The organism is Clostridioides sp. GD02367 (genome assembly GCF_045900275.1).
In the GTDB taxonomy this organism is placed as follows: domain Bacteria; phylum Bacillota; class Clostridia; order Peptostreptococcales; family Peptostreptococcaceae; genus Clostridioides; species Clostridioides difficile_A.
The window spans coordinates 17,629-37,606 of record NZ_JBJODK010000003.1 but is presented as its reverse complement, the minus strand read 5'-3'; the positions used below and the strand labels follow the sequence as shown (position 1 = coordinate 37,606).

Sequence of the window (19,978 nt, the reverse complement as noted above, 5' to 3'; positions counted from 1 at the left end):
CCCCAAATTTTATATATTAAATACTTCTGCTATTTTTTCTATAGCTATTTGCTTATCATCAGAATTTATAGCACATGTTATACGAATTTCTGATGTAGTTATAAGTTTTATCATTATACCATTTTCATTGAATATCTTAAATACCTTAGCAGCAACTCCAGAAGTATTTTTCATGCCAAGACCTACCAAAGAGAATTTAGTGATATTATTATCAACCACTACATGTTCTTCATCTGTGTACTTAGATACTATCTTCTTACATTCTCCTAATTCTTCTTTTGGAACTGTAAATGATACACTTATTTTATCTAAGATAGGTGCAGTCTGACTTATCATATCTACACTTATCCCTATAGTTGCTATATCTTCAAATAAACTAGATATATTTTCTGCTTTAAAATCTTTGATTGTTATAGAGCTATCGTCATCACTAGTAGCTAATCCTGTTATTACTTTATCCTCTAATTTCATATCTTTTCCCCCTCTTATATATGTTCCTTTTACTGTACCACATGTACGTCCAACATAAATTTCAACACCATATTTTTGTGCAAGTTCTATACTTCTTGAATGCATTACTTGTGCTCCTAAACTTGCTAACTCAAGCATTTCTTCATATTCAATCTCATCAAGTTTACTAGCCTTTGAATATTTTCTTGGGTCTGTAAAATAGATTCCATCAACATCTGTATATATCTCACATTTCCCATTTAATTTAACTGCAAGAGCCACAGCAGATGTGTCTGAACCACCTCTCCCAAGAGTAGTTACATCACCATCTTCATTGATTCCTTGAAATCCAGTTACTATTACGACATTTCCTTCATCTAAACTATTTTTAATTCTATTTACATTTATATCATCAATTTGAGACTTCCCATGAAGACCACTTGTTTTTATATTTAGCTGATAAGCATTATAACTTACAGCCTTACATCCAAGTGCATTTAATGCTATTGATAATAAAGAAGCTGAAATCATTTCTCCAGTAGACATCAAAGCATCCAATTCTCTTTTACTAGGTTCATTACTCAATTCTTTAGCCAACTTTATATATTCATCAGTGGATTTACCCATGGCAGACACAACTATTACCATTTGTGGATTTTCTTTTCTTCGTTCTATTATGTTTTCTGCAATTGATTTTATTTTATCAGTATCTGCCACCGAACTTCCACCATATTTTTGAACAATTATACTCATGCTTTTTCCCCCTCAAGTTAAATTTTGATAAATAAAAACGCCCAAAGGTATACTTTGGACGTGTAAATCTCATAGACCAAGTAACCTTGTAGCTCATCACTTTAAAAGTGACAGCCTTATACATATTCTGCATAAGTCCAGAAAATCCATCCGTCAACAAATTTTCTTCGGCTATAGACCCTTTCATCAATCATCAACACTTACCAGCTCCTATTGAATACTATTGAATATAGCTACCTCTACCCTAGGCTCATTATTTTTAATTAATTTATTAATATAGTTTTATCACATTCTATATAATATTGCAACAATTATTTTACAAAATGTGGCAAATCTATAATTCTCTTTTTTAAAATTAGGTTATATACAATTAAATAGTTTATTTAATCCTAAATCTATAAAATTTATACTATACTCACTATCATATCTCTCTAAATCATTTAATTCAGATAGATTATCTGGTGTAACTACCAAAACGTTTGGCACTTTAAAAAATGGAATTGTAGATTTATCTATCTTTCTAGAAAGATTTTCATATTTAGAAATATCTATTTCATTATTTAAATCAACATCTACTAGAACCTGTTTTATATTACCAAATTGGTCTGTATATTCAATAAATAAATCATATTTCATATCATCCACACTAACATTTCGGTAGAATCTTTTTACATCACAACCTGCAGTATTGATTCTAACAACTAATTCTGACCCTACTAGAGCCTTTATTAAATCATCTCCCTTAAAAAGTTTACTACCATTCAAATAGTATACGTATGAGAGGTCTTTGTAATTATAATAATCTACATCACAAGGATATTTTTTAAGTGTATACTCACTACACATTTTTCTCAAGGTTTTTTTAAAGTTTTTTTTATTATATCTCTTTTGGTCTCCATAAATTTTTCTAAATTGAGCTTCTGTAACACATCTAACCCTGCTAATTAAAAGCAATATCTCTTTTTCCATATTAGTCATAGTACATTCTCCTTGAAGTATTATTTGCAAAGTTGTACTAATATTATATTAATTTTATGACATTAAATTTACAAAGAATTAAAATAAAATAGCTAGTTTTTATAAAAATAAATTTTATAAAAACTAGCTATTAATATATTAAATACTATTTTCGATTTTTTTAAGTTAAACTATACATTATCTTGATTCTCAGAACCTTGAGAGTTTGTATTTTCGTCAGTTCCTGTTCCCTCTTTTGCTTTTTTATCTTCAAAGTTTGCAATATTTAGGTTATCAAATTCTGACATTTCAATTACACCAGATAATTCTTTTGAATATGATATTTTGACTTTATCTCCAACTTGAGTCAATGGCAATTCACTAGATACTTTTGAAGTAGCTTTGAATATTATCTCTTTATTTGAATCTAAAGTCACATAATAATTAGTATTTCCACCTCGTACATCTGGACTTATTCTTGTCACTGTACCTTCTATGACTTCATCTTTTAAATCATTATCCAGTTTTAAATCATTACCCTTAGATTCTAATGAATCTTTATAGTTTCTCAATGCTTCGTTTTTATCTTCACCTAAACCAAGCACATTATAATCTTCAACAGATACAAATGCAACTCTCTTTACAAGACCAGCCTTATCTTTTAACGATGATACATATGTTGGTTGACCTAATATATTATACATTACAGGGAATGTTGCTTCATAATTCTTTTCTTGAACATTACCTTCAGCTGATTTCATTGCAGCTGTCTCAGTAGCTCCTGGTTGCTTATATAATTTAGCTTCTTTTGTTCTAGAGTCAACTAACATAAATCCAATTGTAGATTCATCTCCTCCTGAAGATGTTATACCTGTATACCAATAAGACCTATTATCATTTCCATAAACTAATGATGTTCCTTCTGTTGGCACTAGTACTCCTTTTTCTGATATAACAGAATTTAAAAATCCATTAACATAAACTCCCCAGTCTTTAATCTGGTCTGTTATAAATTCTTGTGGCTGGATTCTATCCACCCATTTAGGTGTATTTTTAACATTGTAAACATTTATTTTTCCAGTTTCTGCATCAACAGTAGCTATTCCTGTAGCATTTGCTCCTCCATAACCAATTTTATGCTCATATAAACTTACAACCCAATAAGGTTTCCCTTCATCATTTATTTCAAGGGTAAAATCTGTCATACCAACATTTACCACACCATGTATGTATAAATGTCTCTGTAAATCTTGATGCAAGTAAGCTTCTGGTTGATATACTATCTTTATTGGTTTTCCATCTATTTCTTGAACTAATTGAACATCTTGAGGGTTACTTGCAGATACTTTTACATAACCACTTGAACCACTTAAAGATGTTACCCACTTAATTATGTCTCTATGAACAAGAGGTGCAACCCAGTACAATTCTCCATCCACATTTTGTATATGGAATTTTCCTAATTTTGACACACTACCTATAGCTGGAACTTCTCCAAGCTTTTTATCTCCCAATTTCATGGCCATATCTTCATCTACAAGACGAATGTCATTTACACTGACAGGACTAATGTCGTCAGTAAATTTACTTTCAGTTACTTTTCCTAATAATTCTTTATATGCCTTTGCATGAAATACAGGTGTAGAAGTTATAAAAGGTACAACTACAATATACACAAGTAAAGCTATTGCTATTGAAAAATTATATTTAGCAAGTTTAGATGTTCTTTCATTTCTATCTAACATCATATCTAGTATTCCTGCCACAACAAAGAAAATTATTCCTACTGAAAATAAAGATGTGAAATCTAATCTAAGTACAGGTAATTTAATAAATGCATAAATTGCTACAATTATTATTGCAACTCCATATGTTTTAAGATATCGTTTCATTTAATACTCCTCTCTACAAAATGTTATTATTACTATTATATCCATATATTTACAAAAAATAAATATTTATCATATTTATTTATGTGTTAAGATATCTTTATACATTTATATAGATATTTTATTCAATTATATCTTATCTATATACCCCAAAAATACTGTAAAAATACAGATAATCACTAAAATTTAAAAACTGAAGAAAGTATTCTAACTAAGATTTACGAATTCTTAATCCTCTCGAAGTTAAACTACTATCTTCAGCCTAATTATCTAGCAATAGTTTTTATATGATAAACTCTAAAATAAATTTTTAGATGTTTGCGATTTTTGATACATAAGAATGTTGTCTAGAATTATATTCTGATAATAAACCTTCATATTCTAAGGTTAAACCAGGTAAATTATAAAAATCATTTGGTGTTACTTCAAATGATTGTTTATTTAAAATGTCTATTTCACTTTTTTCTAACATATCAGCAACAAAGTTTGAACATACATATTTATATTCAGATTGTCTATGAATATTCATTGGCAAATATATTAATGCCATTGTATCATAATAGTAATCTTCTCTATAATCACTAATTAATTTTATATTTTTAAATAGATTTTCATATTGTAAATTATCTACTTCTAATGAATATACTCTACACACAGTATTTTTTCTTATAGCATATAATCCTTGATTTATATTTTCTTCAACAAATCCCCCAATAAACGGATTTCTCGGATTTAATCTCCCAAAAGAATACATTGGCTTTAAATTTTCATTTAGTGATATTGACACATGTGTATACAGTTTTTTACTTATATTCCTTATTAAGTAAGATAATACAGTTCCTGTATATGTTGTTACAATATAGACTTTATTCATCATTTCCCCCCAATCTAGTAACTAAATAATATTACGTATTTACAACTTAATATCATAGAACATTCTAACACAATAAATGTTATTTTACAAATTTTGATTTTAAAGTACTCCAATGTTATATGAAATATAATAAAAATATAAATATAAGTTTTCTATATTTTTAACCAACAGCTGTTTTCTTTAAATTAATCAAATGATTTAGTATATCCTGAGCCTTTCCAGAATCCTTCAAATATCCTAATGCCCCATTTATTTGTGACTTCAAATCTATTTCTACTTCCATATCCAAATCAATATTTCCTTTTTTTATAGATATATTTTTAAGAGTTACTGGATAAAGATAACTTTTCTCTAAAGTAACCTTATTTCCATTAACTTCAAATGGAACTTTTTTATTATAGTTACTTAGTATTTTCTCTAACATCTTATCACTTATCTTGAATTTACCAAGTTTTACATTTTCAAGGCTTACAATTAGATTCTCTCCTTTTAAAGTAGGTCTCAATTCAAGTTCATATTGGCTATTTATTAATCCAAATACCTTATATGGCCCTGCCACTTTTATTTTTCCATCTTTCATTTCAACAAAATTATTTTCAAGCTCTTTAATCCCATGCTTATGCATTAATGTATATATTAAATTTCTAAACTCATCCTCTGAAACAGACACTTTCCCAACCATTCTAAGTGGATTTTTTACTACTTCCATGGAATTTATATATGAACCTTTTGATAAGTATTCTTCATCTATAATTTCATTATTTTGTGAACTGACATCATATCTTTCTTTTGGTGTCAAAGTGTATACAATAATCCCTGTAAACACTAGAACAATAACAATTAAACTCAATAAAATTTTTGCAACCTTTCCCATAATCGTCTCCTTTACAAATCTGTCAACAGATTTAAAATAAATTTAGATAACTAACTTCACATAATATTCTTAACAATATACATATTATAATACAGCCTTTTAAGGATTAATTCAACAAATCTCATTTTTTGTAAATAAACTGTAAAAAACATGTTTTTAGTATAAAAGTTAATATTTTGCATAATACTCTTAATTACACCTTTATTTTTTTCTAATCTTGGATTAAAATTAATATTATGCAATACAGTGTAGTGTCCTGTATTATAAGCAAATTAAATAGGAGGTATAAAATATGTCAAATGAAACGAACTCATCTAACTTTATAAAAAATATTATTATAAATGACCTAGAAACAGGAAAACACGACAGTATAATAACTCGTTTTCCACCTGAGCCAAACGGATATTTACATATTGGTCATGCAAAAAGTATATGTCTTAACTTTGGACTAGCTAAGGAGTTTAACGGAAAAGCTAATTTAAGATTTGATGATACAAATCCATTAAAAGAAGATGTTGAATATGTAGAATCTATAAAAGAAGATGTTAAGTGGTTAGGGTTTGATTGGAACGAGTTAAATTTTGCATCTAACTACTTTGATGAAATGTACAAGAGAGCTTTAATATTAATAAAAAAAGGTAAGGCTTATGTATGTGACTTGACACAAGAAGAAATGAGAGAATATCGTGGTACTTTAACTGAGCCTGGAAAAGAAAGTCCTTATAGAAATAGGTCTATTGAAGAAAACCTTGATTTATTTGAAAGAATGAAAAATGGTGAATTTAAAGATGGTGAAAAGACATTAAGAGCTAAAATAGATATGTGTTCTCCAAATATAAACCTTAGAGACCCAATTATATATAGAATATCTCATTCAACACATCACAACACAGGAGATAAATGGTGCATATATCCTATGTATGCTTTTGCTCATCCAATTGAAGATGCAATTGAAGGGATAACTCACTCTATATGTACTCTAGAATTTGAAGACCAAAGACCGCTTTATGATTGGTTTGTCAAAGAGTGTGAAATGGAAAATGTACCTAGACAAATAGAATTTGCTAGACTTAATATAAACAATACTGTTATGAGTAAAAGAAAATTAAAACAACTTGTAGATGAAGGTGTTGTTGATGGTTGGGATGACCCTCGTGTTCCTACAATATCTGGTATCAGACGTAAAGGATATACTGCAGAAGCATTACGCAATTTCTGTAGTGAAATAGGGGTATCAAAAGTTAACTCTACAGTAGATAGCCAAATGCTTGATTATTTCCTAAGAGAAAATCTACAACCAAAAGCACCTCTTGCTATGGGAATTTTAAGACCTTTAAAACTAGTTATAACTAATTACCCAGAAGATAAAATTGAAATGCTTGAAATAGAAAATAATGCTAAAGATGAATCTCAAGGAAAGAGATTAGTTCCTTTTTCTAGAGAGCTATATATAGAGCAGGATGATTTTATGGAAGAACCTGTTAAGAAATATTTCAGATTTTTCCCAGGAAATGAAGTTCGTTTAAAAGGTGCTTATTTCGTAAAATGTACTGATGTAATTAAGGATGAAAATGGAAATGTTATTGAAATACATGGAACTTATGACCCTGAAACTAAGAGTGGTTCTGGCTTTACAGGTCGTAAGGTAAAATCTACAATACATTGGGTGGATGCTAAATCTGCTATACCATGTGAATTTAGATTATTTGAGCCATTAATTCTTGATGATGTTCCTGAAAATGAAGGCAAACATTTCCTAGAACAAATAAACCCTAATTCATTAGAAATATTACAAGGTTTTGTTGAACCTACACAAGTAAAAAATGCTAAACCTTTTGATAAATTCCAATTTGTTAGAAATGGATTCTTTAGTATAGATAACAAGTATACAACTGATGAAAAACTTGTATTTAATAGAATAGTTCCTCTAAAAAGTTCTTTTAAACCAGCTAAATAATCCTACAATAAAAAAATGAAGACTTAAAATATAAATTACTTCTACTATATATAACTTTAGTTAGAAGTAATTTTTTATTTGAGTCTTCACAATTTACTCTAGATTATTAACTTTTTTCACTACTAATTCCCATCACCTCTATCCCATCTTTTATACATTCTATGCTAAGAGGAAAATCTGGACCCTTTTCTCCATCAATATCCGTTATAAGGGAATCTTCACATTCTATATATACTTTTTTGGTTTTAAAGTACAGTATTTCATTTCCATTATACTGATCTAAGTAATCACCTCTAAGCACACTTATCAAAACTGGTATTGATTTTGGAATTGGCATTCCTTTAAAAATAATTACATCCAAATAACCATCATCTATTTCAGCTTTGTATGCTAGATTTATATTTCCTGCTGTTTTGCCATTAAAAATCAACATAAGATACATATCTCCATCATAATACATTTCTTTAGAAGATACTTTTATCTTAAACTTCCTCATATACAATGCTTCTTCTATTCCCTTTATATAATAAGAAATTCTTCCAAATGAATTTTTTAAGTCTGTGTTTATCCTTTGTGATACATCTGTAAACATACCAGCACTTGCCACATTTATAAAGTACTTATTATTAACTTTCCCTATGTCTATTTTTCTCGGCTTTAAATTTATGATTTTCTTTATAGCTTCTTTTATATCGAATGAAATTTGAAGAGCATTTGAAAAATCATTTGCAGTTCCTGTAGGTAAAATTCCAACTGGGATTCTTATGTCTAATTCTTTCATTGCATTTACCACTAAATCTATGGTACCATCACCGCCTGCTATTAGTATATGGTCATAGGAACTATCCACTTCCTTAAATGCATTCTTTACAGGTTCTTTAATATTCAATCTATAGGGTATCAATAAATAATTTCTCTCCTGATATAATTCTATAATTGTGTCCAAATTTGATAATATCTTTTTTTCACCTGAATTAGGATTGTATATAAGTTTTACTTTTTTCATTATTTCTCCCTACTTATTTTATTCTTTTAATATCCAAAATCTTCGTTTAAGAAAATTACATGTATTCTTTCTGGTGCTAATTGTCTCTTTATAAGTGTATAATTACAACATATTCTTCCTGGGCTTGAACAATCTATACATATGCCAGTAGTCTTACATCCAGTATTTGTATTTAATCTTTTGCAATTAGCTGGAGCAGCTATCGTTTTTGTTCTTTTTATAGCTTCATCTACATCCTTAACTATTTTATTTACTCCTGCTATAACTATTACTTTGTCAGGTCCATATATCATAGCAGCTACTCTATTTCCATTTCCATCTACATTGTAAAGCTCTCCATTCTCTGTTATTGCATTAGTACTTGTAAAATAAGCATCTGCAGAAAAAGATTTTCTATATATTTCCTTCATTTCTTCTGGTTTAATGTCTTTTGCATATCTATCAAGAAAATCATACTTTTCTCTTATAAAATCAATTACCCCTGTTTCAAATAAGGTCATAGATCCTCCACATCCTACTAGAGAACCTGCTTTAACTATTTCTTCAATTTTTTTTAGAAGTTCTTCTTTATTATTTACTAAATGCCCTCTCATATTATTATTTTCTAGAGATTTTATCGTTTTTTCTATTCTTTTTTCATTAAGCCAATTTAGATTTTGATCCATTTTAACTTCCCCCTTGTTTGTAATAGTATCAATTAGTTATAAATTTTATTTTCTTTATAAGTTTATTTTAGTACATCTAAAAAAAAATACAATATAAACTTGAATAAGTTTTACATAAATTTATTCAAATTTATAATCAAAAAAGGAAAGCAGATACATTTCTTCCACTTTCCCTATATTGTATGTAGTATTATATATTTATTAAAATCTATATATTAATTATATGTTTCATATCATCAAATATCACAATTAGTTTAAAAGTAATATTATATTCTTTTTTAAACATATAAATTGTATTATTAAATTTACAATCTTCAACTCCAACAATATTTTATTAATTTGATGAAGAAGATGCTATAGCTGCACTTGTTGCTGCCATTACACATGCAATTTGTATAGCAACAACAATATTTAAAAATATATTATTAGTTATAGAGTCTATGTTGTTCTCAGTTTGTATAGAATCTGCATAAATAGAAGCTACAATAGCAGAACTAATCATCACTCTATTACTTTTTCCTAAAGACCAATTTCCAAAACCTTTTTCTTCTTTAAGTTTATTTGATACATTTTTTATCTTTTCTATTATTTCATCTTCTCTATAATCTAATAATGAAATTGCTCCTATTATTGGATATCCATAATAATTCATTTTACAATCATTTTCTTTAAATGCTTTTTTAAGTTCAATAGTTTTTTTACATTTAACCATACTTCTATCATCACTAAATAAAAGAATTTGAGATAATGCTTGTAAATCATTTCCTTTATAAAAACCATTTTTATTTAGAAATTCGTAACATTGTTCTATATACTCTAAATCTTCTTCTAAATTTTTTGAATGAATTGCAATAAGTGCTATATTACAATAGTCATCACTAGATGTTAAAAATGGATGTTTTTTTCTCATATATTCATATATTGTTTTCATCTTTGATATACATGTAACATAATCCATTTTTTCTCTATTCTCGTAGACTATTGATGCTGTAAGTGGTAAATATGTATCGCCCCAAAACTTTTCATTTTTAAGTTCCTTATATATTTCCAAAATCATCTTAAAACTACTTTCTGGATTTGATTCAAACGAAAGTAGTGTTGCCATATAAAATATATTATATCCTCTAAAATTAGAGAATAATCCAGTATTCTTTTTAATAAGCTCTATTCTCTCTTCTACTAATCTAGGGCTTATTCTTTTATTCTTAAGGGTAAATGCAAGTGCACAACTATGTTGGATTAACCCCATTTGCCAAGAACCTTTAACCTCATTTAATGCCTTATAATTTTCTACTAATAAGTTTGCTTTTCCATTTATAAAAGATTCTTCCATATTGTCCTCCCAGTAATATATTTCATTGTATTAATAGTTTTATATTCATTATATATTTATTAAGCGATACAATCAACACATATTACTTTAAGAAGCATCATTCTTCAACAATAATGTAGCCTTTTTTATAATGTCTTCCCATATTATTAACTCTATCATAGTACTCTGATTCACTTTCATTACTCCATTTGGGCACAAATACATCTATTGCATTAGAATTACTAAAATACTTACTAGACCCCCTATCCATAACAGTTTTTAATTTCCCATCTACAATAATCTTAGTTCCAAAACTCAAGTGATTATTTGCCACAAAACCATCTTCTAAATCATCTCCTGTAGCTGTTATAGCTCCATATCCATTTTCTTGGTTAAGACTTGTATAATAACTTACTTCAAAAGTTATGGGTACTAACTTTTTTATTTTAATTCCTAACTGATTCTGTAGCTTCTCTTTTTGTACTTTTAACTTATACTCATCACTATTTTTATAGTCTTTCATACCTTGATTATATTTGGAATTAAAGCTTTTACCAGACTTTACTATAGTATCAATATTTACTATAGATTCTTTACAATGATCTGCATCTATTTTCGTTTCTCCATTTACCAATAATGGACTTAAACATACACTACATACAACACATGTAATCAATGCTTCTTTAAGCTTCATAAATTCCCCCCTTATTATTTTGATATATTAGCATATTTAATATTATATGTCTACATTTAGATTTAAATACCACACCCATTTGCTTTAAGAAGTTGTCTTCTATTTAATTCACCTTAACTCCTTATAAATCCTCTATCTTAGGTTTATATAGAATAGAGCTTTTATGCTTAAATATATTTTATTAATCTTTTAATACCTAAAATCAGTTTTATTTAATGATTCTATTTTTTAGAATTTAAGAATTAAAATTCTATAATTTTAAAACATATTGATTTTATTTTTTTGAGATGATATAATTTTTTTAAGAGGTGAATAATATGATAAAAAATACAAAACAAATTACAGTAGAAGTTAATGAAATTCTAGTACAAGAAATATCTAAGATAACTAATGATGAAAATAAGATTTTGACAGATTTGATAAATGAATCAATTGTAAACTATATTCTTGAAAATAAGAAAGATAACATTGAAAATAAAGATTTAGAGGAAGTGATTAACTTTTATAAAAAAGAAAATACTGAAAAACAAAAGAGTACAGCAAGAGCTATTGCTGAAGCAAAAACTCACACTTTATATTAAGTAAATAAAAAAGTTCCTAAAACTAGGAACTTTTTATTTTAACAATTTCTAATATGTATCTAAATATTTATCTCAAATTTATAAATATAAATATATTTAATATAACCCAATATATACTTTAAGCTCTACAAGTAATTAAAATAAAAATAAAATTATACCTTTTATATATCTAAAACAATTAATTTACACAATTAATGAACAAAACTTCTGACTTATAAATTAATACTTAGTATCAGGTTATGCTAATATTAACTATAAGTCTAGTATAAAATTAAGTTCTAATAGGTTTGATTTTACACCAAACTTATCAAATTAACATTGTAATAACAAAATAAAAATACTTCTAAAAAATTATACTTTTCACATAACACTTTACATTATATTCATTTAACTGATTATTATAAAAACTATTTATTTTATGACAATTAAATTCATATCAAAAGCAGACAAAACATATAAATTCTGTCATGACATTATCAACCCATTTATTTTTATATATTCAAATATATAAAATATGTAATTTACTTAAAATTATGTAATCTTATTCTTAATAAAAATATATACCCAAAATTATTATAATTGACTACATTAAATTATTCATCTTTTTTAATATTTTTAACCCATTCTTCAACAGAATTTAATTCATCCTCATTTACCCCCTTTTTGAACAATGATTTCATAAAGCTCTCAATAGAACTACCATGCATATTATCTAGAAAAGTTTTTGTTTCAAAATGCAAATACTCTTCTTCACCAATAAGAACTGTATAGTGTGTATGTCTATCAATTTTTCTTGCACTTAAGAATTTCTTATTTACTAATCTTGATAAAAGTGTTAATGTTGTAGTTTGTTTCCAATCATATAGTTTTTCCATAGCTTCAATGACATCTTTTGATGTTACTGTAAAATCTGAACTCCAAATAAATTTCATGACTTTTAATTCTGCTGGTGGTATCTTAGTAATAGTCATATGATTTTACACTCCTCTCAAACTTATATATAATTAAATACTATATTAATAGACTTTTAGAGTCAAAGGTTTTATTTAAAATATTCAATCCAATTTTATTAATATAAAAAATTTATATTTTCAGTATAAATCAAACATATAATCTATTAATATAAAAATTAAATATCTTTTCTCTATAAGTATAACAGATTATTAAATTAAAATTCTAATATTTGACATAATATATACATTTTATAATAAATATACATGATATTTTATAATAAATGTAACTTTATTTCAGAAACTATTTTTGAGTATATATATGTTATAATAAATGTATAAAATTTTGATTGGTGGGTTATATATGAATGCATTTATTAGAAAAAGAAATAAGAACTATATTGTTTATCTTGAATTTGCAGATGAAGATACTGGCAAAAGGAAGCAAAAAAATATGGGTACCTTTGATAAAAAAAGAGAAGCAAGTAAAAGACTAAATGAGGTAAAGGAAAGCTTATATAAAGATGGTTTCTTAGTTCCAAATGAGATTACCGTTTCAGAATTTATGTTAGATTTTCTAAATAAATACAACGAAAATATTTCATTAGCTACATACAATAATTACGTTGGTATTTGTAAAAATTACATTAATCCATCTATTGGTAAATATAAAATACAAGACTTACATCCTATTCACATACAAAATTACATAGATAATCTATCTTATAAATTAAATCCTCAATCAATTAAGATTCATATAAATATATTGAAACTTGCAATAAGGAGAGCTTATAGACTCAAATTGATAAAAGAAAATATTATGGATAATATAGAGACTCCAAGATATAAAAAATTTAAAAGTGAAATTTATGATAGAGAGCAAATGATAAAATTATTAGATTTAGCAAAAGATACAGATATGGAGTTACCTATTAATTTGGCAATTGGATTGGGTCTGAGAATTTCAGAGGTTTTAGGTCTGACTTGGGACAATATTGATTTTGAAGAAAATACAATAACAGTAAACAAGATAACATCTCGAATTAATGGTTCTGTAATTCTTAAAGAACCAAAGACAGAAAACTCTGTTAGAAAAATATCAGCTCCAAAAGAATTAATATCTTTGTTAAGAGAGCATAAAATAAAGCAAAATAAAAATTTATTAAAATCTTCTACTAGAAATAGTAGTAATTTGTTATTTTTTAATAAGAAGTGTGAACCTATTGCTGAAGATGTTATGAGTAAAAGATTTAAAAGATTTTTAGAAAAAAATGATTTACCTCATATTAGATTCCATGATTTAAGACATTCACATGTTACTTTACTTATAAATTCTAAGGTACCTATAAAAGTTATATCTGAAAGAGTTGGACATTCAAACATAAATACTACCTTAAGTGTTTATTCTCACGTCCTTAAAGAAATGGATAAAGAAGCTTCTGATAAAATTTCTGAAAGTTTATTTAATGCTAATTAAGATTAAATTAGCTTAGTCTATTGAGATAGATTCATTAAAATATCAATTGATGAACTAATACAAGTTTTATTATCTTCATTTTTATAATATTAAATGTATCTATCTCTAATTGACAACATCTAAATAATTTTTTTGTTTCACTTTATTAAAATTATCAATAATACTTTTTCTATAAAAGTTTATATTTTTGTAATAAAAAATATACTTTCTTATAAAAGATGTCTTTTAAAATACTATTTTATTATATGCTAGTTAACATTGGAATATCTAGCATCTTCTTCATTACATCATCTACCTTTTTCGCTTTGTATTCATTATGTCCAGTTAAATATCCTTTTTCATAAGCATTTTTTAAAATTTCTTTTTCATATGTATTATCAGGTTTGAATCCTGCAAGACCTAAATTATAATTTCCCTTGCACCCATCTTTATAACCTTTATTATACCCTTTTTCTGCAACATAATTTTTATGATTTTTTCCATTATGTACTGAAGATGTTGTTGCTTCATAATTTCCTTCTATACTAGCATAAGGACATGCTCCATTATTATGTAGGTGTGCTGAATGTCCTCCGCAATAATAATGTCTTAATTCAGCTTTATTTTTGTTATGATGATTTCCTGATGAACTATGTCCTCCTGAATGAGCATATGAAAAATTACCTACACTAATCATAGCTAAACTCATTACTATAGTTACTAATTTTTTCTTAAACATAATATATCCCCCCTAAAACATTTTTTATTTTTATTATAGCATCTACTATAGTATATTTAAACTCTTAAGATACAAAGAAATACATTATTCTAATAACAAACACAATTTATAATCCATTTATATATATTTAATTGAGTTCATACTTCTCTTTCTGACACTATACTTTTATTGTTTCATATATTTTAATAACATAAAAAACCTCCTAATATTTGATTAAAAACTTACACACTTGTACATAGCATGTTCTCAAATATTAAAAGGTTTTATACTAACAATTAAATTTGTAAAATGATAATATTTACATTAATAATTTATTTACTTTTTCCATACATTTTAGCTAATTGGTCTTGTATTTCTTTACTTTCTAAATACTCATCAAAGTCCATCTTTCTATCCATTATTCCGTTTGGAGTTATCTCTATAATTCTATTTGCTATAGTAGATATAAACTCATGGTCATGAGAAGTAAATAAAAGCACTCCAGGGAACTTCTCAAGTCCTTTATTAACAGAAGTTATACTTTCTAGGTCTAAGTGGTTAGTAGGGTCATCTAGAACAAGTACGTTTGCATTTGAAAGCATTAGCTTACTAAGCATGCATCTAACTTTTTCTCCTCCAGATATAACTTGAGCTTCTTTTAAAGCTTCTTCTCCAGAGAATAACATTCTACCTAAAAATCCTCTTATAAAGCTCTCACTTTTTTCTTCAGAGAATTGTCTAAGCCAGTCAACTAAGGAATATTCTACTCCATCAAAAAACTTATTATGATTCTTTGGAAGATAATCTTGAGAAGTAGTTACTCCCCACTTATACTCTCCACTATCTGGTTCAAGTTCTCCCATAACTATATTTAAAAGAGCAGTAGTAGCTATTTCATCACCCATAAATACTACTTTGTCATCTCTATCCAATCTAAATGATACATCATCAAGAACTTTTACTCCATCTATAGTTTTAGTCAAATTGTGTACTTCTAAAACTTCATTACCAATTTCTCTAGCAGGTGTAAACCCTACATATGGATATCTTCTTCTTGATGGTTGTATATCTTCAACTTCTAATTTATCCAATTGTTTCTTTCTTGATGTAGCTTGCTTAGCCTTTGAAGCATTAGAGCTAAATCTAGCTATGAATTCCTTTAATTGAGCTATCTTTTCTTCAGTCTTTTTATTTTGGTCCTTAGCAAGTTGTAAAGCTAATTGACTTGATTCATACCAGAAGTCATAGTTTCCAACATACATTTGTATTTTACCAAAATCTACATCAACTATATTAGTACATATTTGATTTAAGAAATGTCTATCATGCGATACTATTATAACTATAGACTCTTCTAAATCCATAATAAAATTATTTAACCAGTTTATTGATTTAAAATCTAAGTGGTTAGTAGGCTCGTCCATTAATAGTATTTCAGGCTTACCAAAAAGTGATTGTGCTAACAATACCTTAACCTTTTCCCCACCAACTAATTCTTTCATTTGCTTGTAATGCATATCTTTAGTTATACCAAGACCCATAAGTATTTTCTCAGCATTAGTTTCTGCATCCCATCCATCAAGTTCCGCAAACTCTCCCTCAAGTTCAGCAGCTTTGATTCCATCTTCTTCATTGAAATCTTCCTTCATATATAAGGTATCTTTTTCTTTCATTATGTTCCAAAGTCTCTCATGCCCTCTTATGACAACATTTAACACAGTTTCTTCTTCATATTCGAAGTGGTCCTGTTTTAAAACTGACATTCTTTCTTTATCAGTTATAGATATACTACCTGTATTTGGCTCTATCTCTCCTGATAATATTTTTAAAAAAGTAGATTTTCCCGCACCATTAGCTCCTATTATTCCGTAGCAATTCCCTTTAGTGAATTTTAAGTTAACATCTTTAAATAATTCCTTATCACCAAATCTAAGTCCAACACCTGTAACTTGTAACATTAATATATTTTCCTTTCTTTTTGCTCATAATTTATTTTATCATAAAATTTTGATAACACTTTTATTATCTATTATCACTTAAACAGTATATTTTTTATACTAAGTTAGTGAAATATTTATTTAAGGTATACTACAAGTTGTAAATTTATAAAAATTAACAATCTATTATATTATACTTATAAAGAAATTAAATTGCAACTTTATTCATTCTTTTACATACTGTAATTACTTTATTATAGCTTATAAACCAATTATACTTTTTATAAAGTATTTTAGTTTGTTTTGTTTCATATTTAAAAAGAGTACTTAATTTGTAAATACTCTTTTCTAATATCTTTATATTTTAGCAAAATTACATGCAGGGTAAGTACATACATCACAGTTCATACAAAGTCCTCCATGACCATATCTAGCTATATCATACTTATCAAGTTTTTCATCAATCAAGACTCTAGATAGAACTATGTCAAATACTGTAGTTTTATGATACATTGCGCACCCTGGTATACCCATAATTGGAACTTCTCCATAGTAAGCAAGTAAAAACATTGCTCCTGGCAATATTGGTGACCCATATGTTACCAAATCAGCTCCAGTTTCTTTTATTGCTGTTGGTGTGACATCATCTGGGTCTACACTCATACCACCAGTACAGCAGATAAGTTCTGCCCCCTGACTTATAAATTCTTTTATTGCATTTTTTATAATTTCTTTATCATCTGGACATATAGTTTGTCCTATAACCTCACATCCAAAGCCCTTTACTTTTTCTTCTATCACTGGTCCAAATTTGTCAACAATTCGACTATAGAATACTTCATTTCCAGTAGTAACAATCCCTACTTTCTTAGGTTTAAAGGGCACTACATTTACTATTTTTCTATTTCCAACTACTTTTCTTGCCTCTTCTAATTTTTTCTCATCTATGACTAGAGGTATAACTCTTGTTCCAGCTACTTTCAGACCTTTATTTACTATAAAATTATTATGAAGAGTAGCCATCATTATTTCACCGACACAATTCAAATCAAAAAGTGCATCAACATCTATCTTTAAAAGCCCATCACAGGCAGCTATAAAATCTATCTTTCCTTCTTTTATTTCACTAAAATTTAAATTTTCTCCAGCAGTTAATTCTTTTAAAAATAGTGCACCTTCATTTTCATGAATCATGCCTTCTGATTTTTCCCATACATACAAATTATCTTTACCAAGAGATAATAAAACTGGAATGTCTTCTTCTTTTACTACATGACCTTTTTTAAACTTTCTTCCTTTAAATTCTCCAGGTATTATTTGAGTTATGTCATGACATAAAACTTGTCCAATAGCATCTATAGTTTTTATTAACTTCATAATTTACCCCCAATTCTTTCATAGTCCGTTTTTGTATCAATATCTAATAATATTTCTCTAGGAACTTCTACATACTTTATTTTTGATGCATTTTTTAAAACGGTTTTACCTTTTTCATCTTCTTTAAGTGCCAATAATTCTTCTTTTTTGCTGTATGGGAATATAACTGGATTTCCACATACATCTTTACATCGTGGAATTACTATAAAATCTCTATCTAATTTAAAAGTATTTATAATTTTATCTATATATAAACTATCAATAAATGGCTGGTCTCCTACAAAAAACATGTAGCCATCACATTTTGAACTGTTTAAAATACCTAATTTTATGGATTCGCTCTGACCTATATTTGCATTTTTATTATCCACATATTTAAAACCATATTTATTACACAACAATGAAACTTCTTTGTATTGACTTACAACTACAACTTGATGAAAATTAATTTTACTAACTGCTTTTAATACATGTTCTATTATAGAACATCCTTTATAATCTAATAAAAGTTTATTCGTTCCCATTCTTCTGGCAAAGCCCGATGCCATTATTACTGCATTTATCATATATATCATCCTTGGTATTTATAATGTATTGATAGTTCTATGATTTTATAATATCACTATTGATATTATCTATATATATAATATCATATAAACTATTTTAATACTTCAATATCTTGTACAAAACTTTTGTTTTATACTTCCATAAAATATCTCCATTTTACTTTCATCTTCTTTAATACTTTTTATTAATTCTATAGCTAATTTTTTATATTTTTCATCTTCAACTTTATTGATGAATAATATTTTTTCTCCACAATAGTTTTTAAATAAACCATTTGGATTTAATACTATATTTTTTAAATTTTCGAGATTTACTGTAGAATCATTGTTAGTATTATATGTATCTAAATTTACTATTTTTTTAAATAGGTCTAATCTGTGTATGTTTTCTTCATTAATATTCATTCCAAATGAGGTTATATCTAATATTCCTACAGTTTTTGTAGTTTTGTGATATACTACTGGTTCATTATCATTCCAACCTTTAAGTCTTTTTTTCTTTGAACCATCTCCCTCTATTAAGACTATATCAAATTTATCTACAATTTCATCCAAAATAGATGAATCAATACCTACTATTTTATTTTCATTATTTATATAGCTTCCACATACTGTTACTCCATGACAAATAGATGGAATAACAGTTCCATCTATTGTCATAATTATATTTTCATAATTATCTGGTACATATATTTTAGTTGTTGTTGTAAGAAGAACTCTTAATTTACATCTATAAAAATCTGCAAAATAGTTTATAAATGAAGTTTTACCTCCTGCTCCAACTACAGTTATTATTTCGTTCTTTCCTATTATATTTGATAATTCCACACTTTCACCTCTTGTAACTAATTTTTTAATCTCTTAATTTTTTATAATTAAACTTTTTTAGTAAAAGTGATTTTTGAAATTCCATAAACTCGAAAGTAAATAGATTCTGTTGTAAACAACAAGGCGGATCCAAT

18 protein-coding genes and 1 riboswitch are annotated in these 19,978 nt (G+C 26.9%); of the genes, 3 read left to right on the top strand and 15 right to left on the bottom strand.

Features of this window, described 5'->3' with window-relative positions:
* Positions 1 to 9 precede the first annotated feature (9 nt).
* The 5 genes from Q3223_RS04180 to Q3223_RS04160 form a co-directional block, all read right to left on the bottom strand.
* Positions 10 to 1,203 (bottom strand): aspartate kinase, encoded by a 1,194-nt coding sequence (locus Q3223_RS04180; RefSeq protein ID WP_054270508.1) that lies wholly within the window; start codon positions 1,201 to 1,203, stop codon positions 10 to 12.
* 81 nt (positions 1,204 to 1,284) lie between these two features.
* Positions 1,285 to 1,453: riboswitch (Lysine riboswitch) on the bottom strand.
* Positions 1,454 to 1,563: 110 nt separating this feature from the next.
* Complete coding sequence (locus Q3223_RS04175) at positions 1,564 to 2,181, bottom strand: hypothetical protein (RefSeq protein WP_054270510.1); 618 nt, start codon at positions 2,179 to 2,181, stop codon at positions 1,564 to 1,566.
* Positions 2,182 to 2,351: 170 nt separating this feature from the next.
* On the bottom strand, positions 2,352 to 4,052 hold the full coding sequence (locus Q3223_RS04170; protein WP_223153390.1) for a hypothetical protein: 1,701 nt from the start codon (positions 4,050 to 4,052) through the stop codon (positions 2,352 to 2,354).
* 307 nt (positions 4,053 to 4,359) lie between these two features.
* Complete coding sequence (locus Q3223_RS04165) at positions 4,360 to 4,923, bottom strand: hypothetical protein (protein WP_223153389.1); 564 nt, start codon at positions 4,921 to 4,923, stop codon at positions 4,360 to 4,362.
* 160 nt (positions 4,924 to 5,083) lie between these two features.
* A complete protein-coding gene (locus tag Q3223_RS04160; protein WP_223153388.1) occupies positions 5,084 to 5,797 on the bottom strand; it encodes a DUF2140 domain-containing protein in 714 nt (237 codons plus the stop codon).
* Positions 5,798 to 6,089: 292 nt separating this feature from the next.
* Here Q3223_RS04160 and Q3223_RS04155 point away from each other — a divergent pair, with 292 nt between their 5' ends.
* Complete coding sequence (locus Q3223_RS04155) at positions 6,090 to 7,754, top strand: glutamine--tRNA ligase/YqeY domain fusion protein (protein WP_054270514.1); 1,665 nt, start codon at positions 6,090 to 6,092, stop codon at positions 7,752 to 7,754.
* A gap of 106 nt (positions 7,755 to 7,860) precedes the next feature.
* On the opposite strand, the gene Q3223_RS04150 is transcribed toward Q3223_RS04155, so the two are convergent.
* The 4 genes from Q3223_RS04150 to Q3223_RS04135 all read right to left on the bottom strand — a co-directional run bounded on the left by Q3223_RS04150 (position 7,861) and on the right by Q3223_RS04135 (position 11,431).
* Positions 7,861 to 8,760 (bottom strand): YegS/Rv2252/BmrU family lipid kinase, encoded by a 900-nt coding sequence (locus Q3223_RS04150; RefSeq protein WP_054270515.1) that lies wholly within the window; start codon positions 8,758 to 8,760, stop codon positions 7,861 to 7,863.
* Positions 8,761 to 8,786: 26 nt separating this feature from the next.
* The gene (locus Q3223_RS04145; protein WP_054270516.1) at positions 8,787 to 9,425 is read right to left on the bottom strand and encodes a lactate utilization protein; all 639 of its coding nucleotides are present in this window, start codon (positions 9,423 to 9,425) and stop codon (positions 8,787 to 8,789) included.
* 334 nt (positions 9,426 to 9,759) lie between these two features.
* A complete protein-coding gene (locus Q3223_RS04140; RefSeq protein ID WP_054270517.1) occupies positions 9,760 to 10,758 on the bottom strand; it encodes a DUF4003 domain-containing protein in 999 nt (332 codons plus the stop codon).
* 97 nt (positions 10,759 to 10,855) lie between these two features.
* Positions 10,856 to 11,431: a hypothetical protein gene (locus tag Q3223_RS04135; protein WP_054270518.1), complete on the bottom strand. Its 576-nt coding sequence runs from the start codon at positions 11,429 to 11,431 to the stop codon at positions 10,856 to 10,858.
* Between the two features lie 317 nt (positions 11,432 to 11,748).
* On the opposite strand from Q3223_RS04135, the gene Q3223_RS04130 reads away from it, so the two are divergent.
* On the top strand, positions 11,749 to 12,012 hold the full coding sequence (locus Q3223_RS04130; protein WP_054270519.1) for a hypothetical protein: 264 nt from the start codon (positions 11,749 to 11,751) through the stop codon (positions 12,010 to 12,012).
* A 593-nt stretch (positions 12,013 to 12,605) separates the two neighbouring features.
* Here the strand turns inward: Q3223_RS04130 and Q3223_RS04125 are convergent.
* The gene (locus Q3223_RS04125) at positions 12,606 to 12,983 is read right to left on the bottom strand and encodes a BlaI/MecI/CopY family transcriptional regulator (RefSeq protein WP_054270520.1); all 378 of its coding nucleotides are present in this window, start codon (positions 12,981 to 12,983) and stop codon (positions 12,606 to 12,608) included.
* A gap of 343 nt (positions 12,984 to 13,326) precedes the next feature.
* Here Q3223_RS04125 and Q3223_RS04120 point away from each other — a divergent pair, with 343 nt between their 5' ends.
* Positions 13,327 to 14,439, top strand: coding sequence for a site-specific integrase (locus tag Q3223_RS04120; RefSeq protein ID WP_054270521.1), 1,113 nt, complete (start codon positions 13,327 to 13,329; stop codon positions 14,437 to 14,439).
* Between the two features lie 241 nt (positions 14,440 to 14,680).
* On the opposite strand, the gene Q3223_RS04115 is transcribed toward Q3223_RS04120, so the two are convergent.
* From Q3223_RS04115 to yqeC, 5 genes are all read right to left on the bottom strand, one after another.
* Positions 14,681 to 15,157, bottom strand: coding sequence for a hypothetical protein (locus Q3223_RS04115; protein WP_223153387.1), 477 nt, complete (start codon positions 15,155 to 15,157; stop codon positions 14,681 to 14,683).
* Between the two features lie 311 nt (positions 15,158 to 15,468).
* Entirely contained in the window at positions 15,469 to 17,094 is a 1,626-nt protein-coding gene (locus Q3223_RS04110) for an ABC-F family ATP-binding cassette domain-containing protein (protein WP_407811673.1), read from the bottom strand.
* 336 nt (positions 17,095 to 17,430) lie between these two features.
* Complete coding sequence (locus Q3223_RS04105) at positions 17,431 to 18,450, bottom strand: molybdopterin-binding protein (RefSeq protein ID WP_054270524.1); 1,020 nt, start codon at positions 18,448 to 18,450, stop codon at positions 17,431 to 17,433.
* Positions 18,447 to 19,016 (bottom strand): molybdenum cofactor cytidylyltransferase, encoded by a 570-nt coding sequence (gene mocA / locus Q3223_RS04100; RefSeq protein ID WP_054270525.1) that lies wholly within the window; start codon positions 19,014 to 19,016, stop codon positions 18,447 to 18,449. The genes Q3223_RS04105 and mocA overlap by 4 nt, the downstream gene beginning before the upstream one ends.
* 105 nt (positions 19,017 to 19,121) lie before the next feature.
* A complete protein-coding gene (yqeC, locus tag Q3223_RS04095) occupies positions 19,122 to 19,844 on the bottom strand; it encodes a selenium cofactor biosynthesis protein YqeC (protein ID WP_054270526.1) in 723 nt (240 codons plus the stop codon).
* Positions 19,845 to 19,978: the final 134 nt, after the last annotated feature.

What these genes read in the sequence shown, in the direction of transcription:
- Q3223_RS04170 (WP_223153390.1), bottom strand. Translation starts at nt 4,052, where the DNA reads ATGAAACGATATCTTAAAACATATGGAGTTGCAATAATAATTGTAGCA.
- Q3223_RS04120 (WP_054270521.1), top strand. Translation starts at nt 13,327, where the DNA reads ATGAATGCATTTATTAGAAAAAGAAATAAGAACTATATTGTTTATCTT.
- Q3223_RS04145 (WP_054270516.1), bottom strand. Translation starts at nt 9,425, where the DNA reads ATGGATCAAAATCTAAATTGGCTTAATGAAAAAAGAATAGAAAAAACG.
- Q3223_RS04125 (WP_054270520.1), bottom strand. Translation starts at nt 12,983, where the DNA reads ATGACTATTACTAAGATACCACCAGCAGAATTAAAAGTCATGAAATTT.
- mocA (WP_054270525.1), bottom strand. Translation starts at nt 19,016, where the DNA reads ATGATAAATGCAGTAATAATGGCATCGGGCTTTGCCAGAAGAATGGGA.
- Q3223_RS04115 (WP_223153387.1), bottom strand. Translation starts at nt 15,157, where the DNA reads ATGTTTAAGAAAAAATTAGTAACTATAGTAATGAGTTTAGCTATGATT.
- Q3223_RS04175 (WP_054270510.1), bottom strand. Translation starts at nt 2,181, where the DNA reads ATGACTAATATGGAAAAAGAGATATTGCTTTTAATTAGCAGGGTTAGA.
- Q3223_RS04105 (WP_054270524.1), bottom strand. Translation starts at nt 18,450, where the DNA reads ATGAAGTTAATAAAAACTATAGATGCTATTGGACAAGTTTTATGTCAT.
- Q3223_RS04165 (WP_223153389.1), bottom strand. Translation starts at nt 4,923, where the DNA reads ATGAATAAAGTCTATATTGTAACAACATATACAGGAACTGTATTATCT.
- Q3223_RS04155 (WP_054270514.1), top strand. Translation starts at nt 6,090, where the DNA reads ATGTCAAATGAAACGAACTCATCTAACTTTATAAAAAATATTATTATA.
- Q3223_RS04180 (WP_054270508.1), bottom strand. Translation starts at nt 1,203, where the DNA reads ATGAGTATAATTGTTCAAAAATATGGTGGAAGTTCGGTGGCAGATACT.
- Q3223_RS04130 (WP_054270519.1), top strand. Translation starts at nt 11,749, where the DNA reads ATGATAAAAAATACAAAACAAATTACAGTAGAAGTTAATGAAATTCTA.
- Q3223_RS04110 (WP_407811673.1), bottom strand. Translation starts at nt 17,094, where the DNA reads ATGTTACAAGTTACAGGTGTTGGACTTAGATTTGGTGATAAGGAATTA.
- Q3223_RS04140 (WP_054270517.1), bottom strand. Translation starts at nt 10,758, where the DNA reads ATGGAAGAATCTTTTATAAATGGAAAAGCAAACTTATTAGTAGAAAAT.
- Q3223_RS04150 (WP_054270515.1), bottom strand. Translation starts at nt 8,760, where the DNA reads ATGAAAAAAGTAAAACTTATATACAATCCTAATTCAGGTGAAAAAAAG.
- Q3223_RS04160 (WP_223153388.1), bottom strand. Translation starts at nt 5,797, where the DNA reads ATGGGAAAGGTTGCAAAAATTTTATTGAGTTTAATTGTTATTGTTCTA.
- Q3223_RS04135 (WP_054270518.1), bottom strand. Translation starts at nt 11,431, where the DNA reads ATGAAGCTTAAAGAAGCATTGATTACATGTGTTGTATGTAGTGTATGT.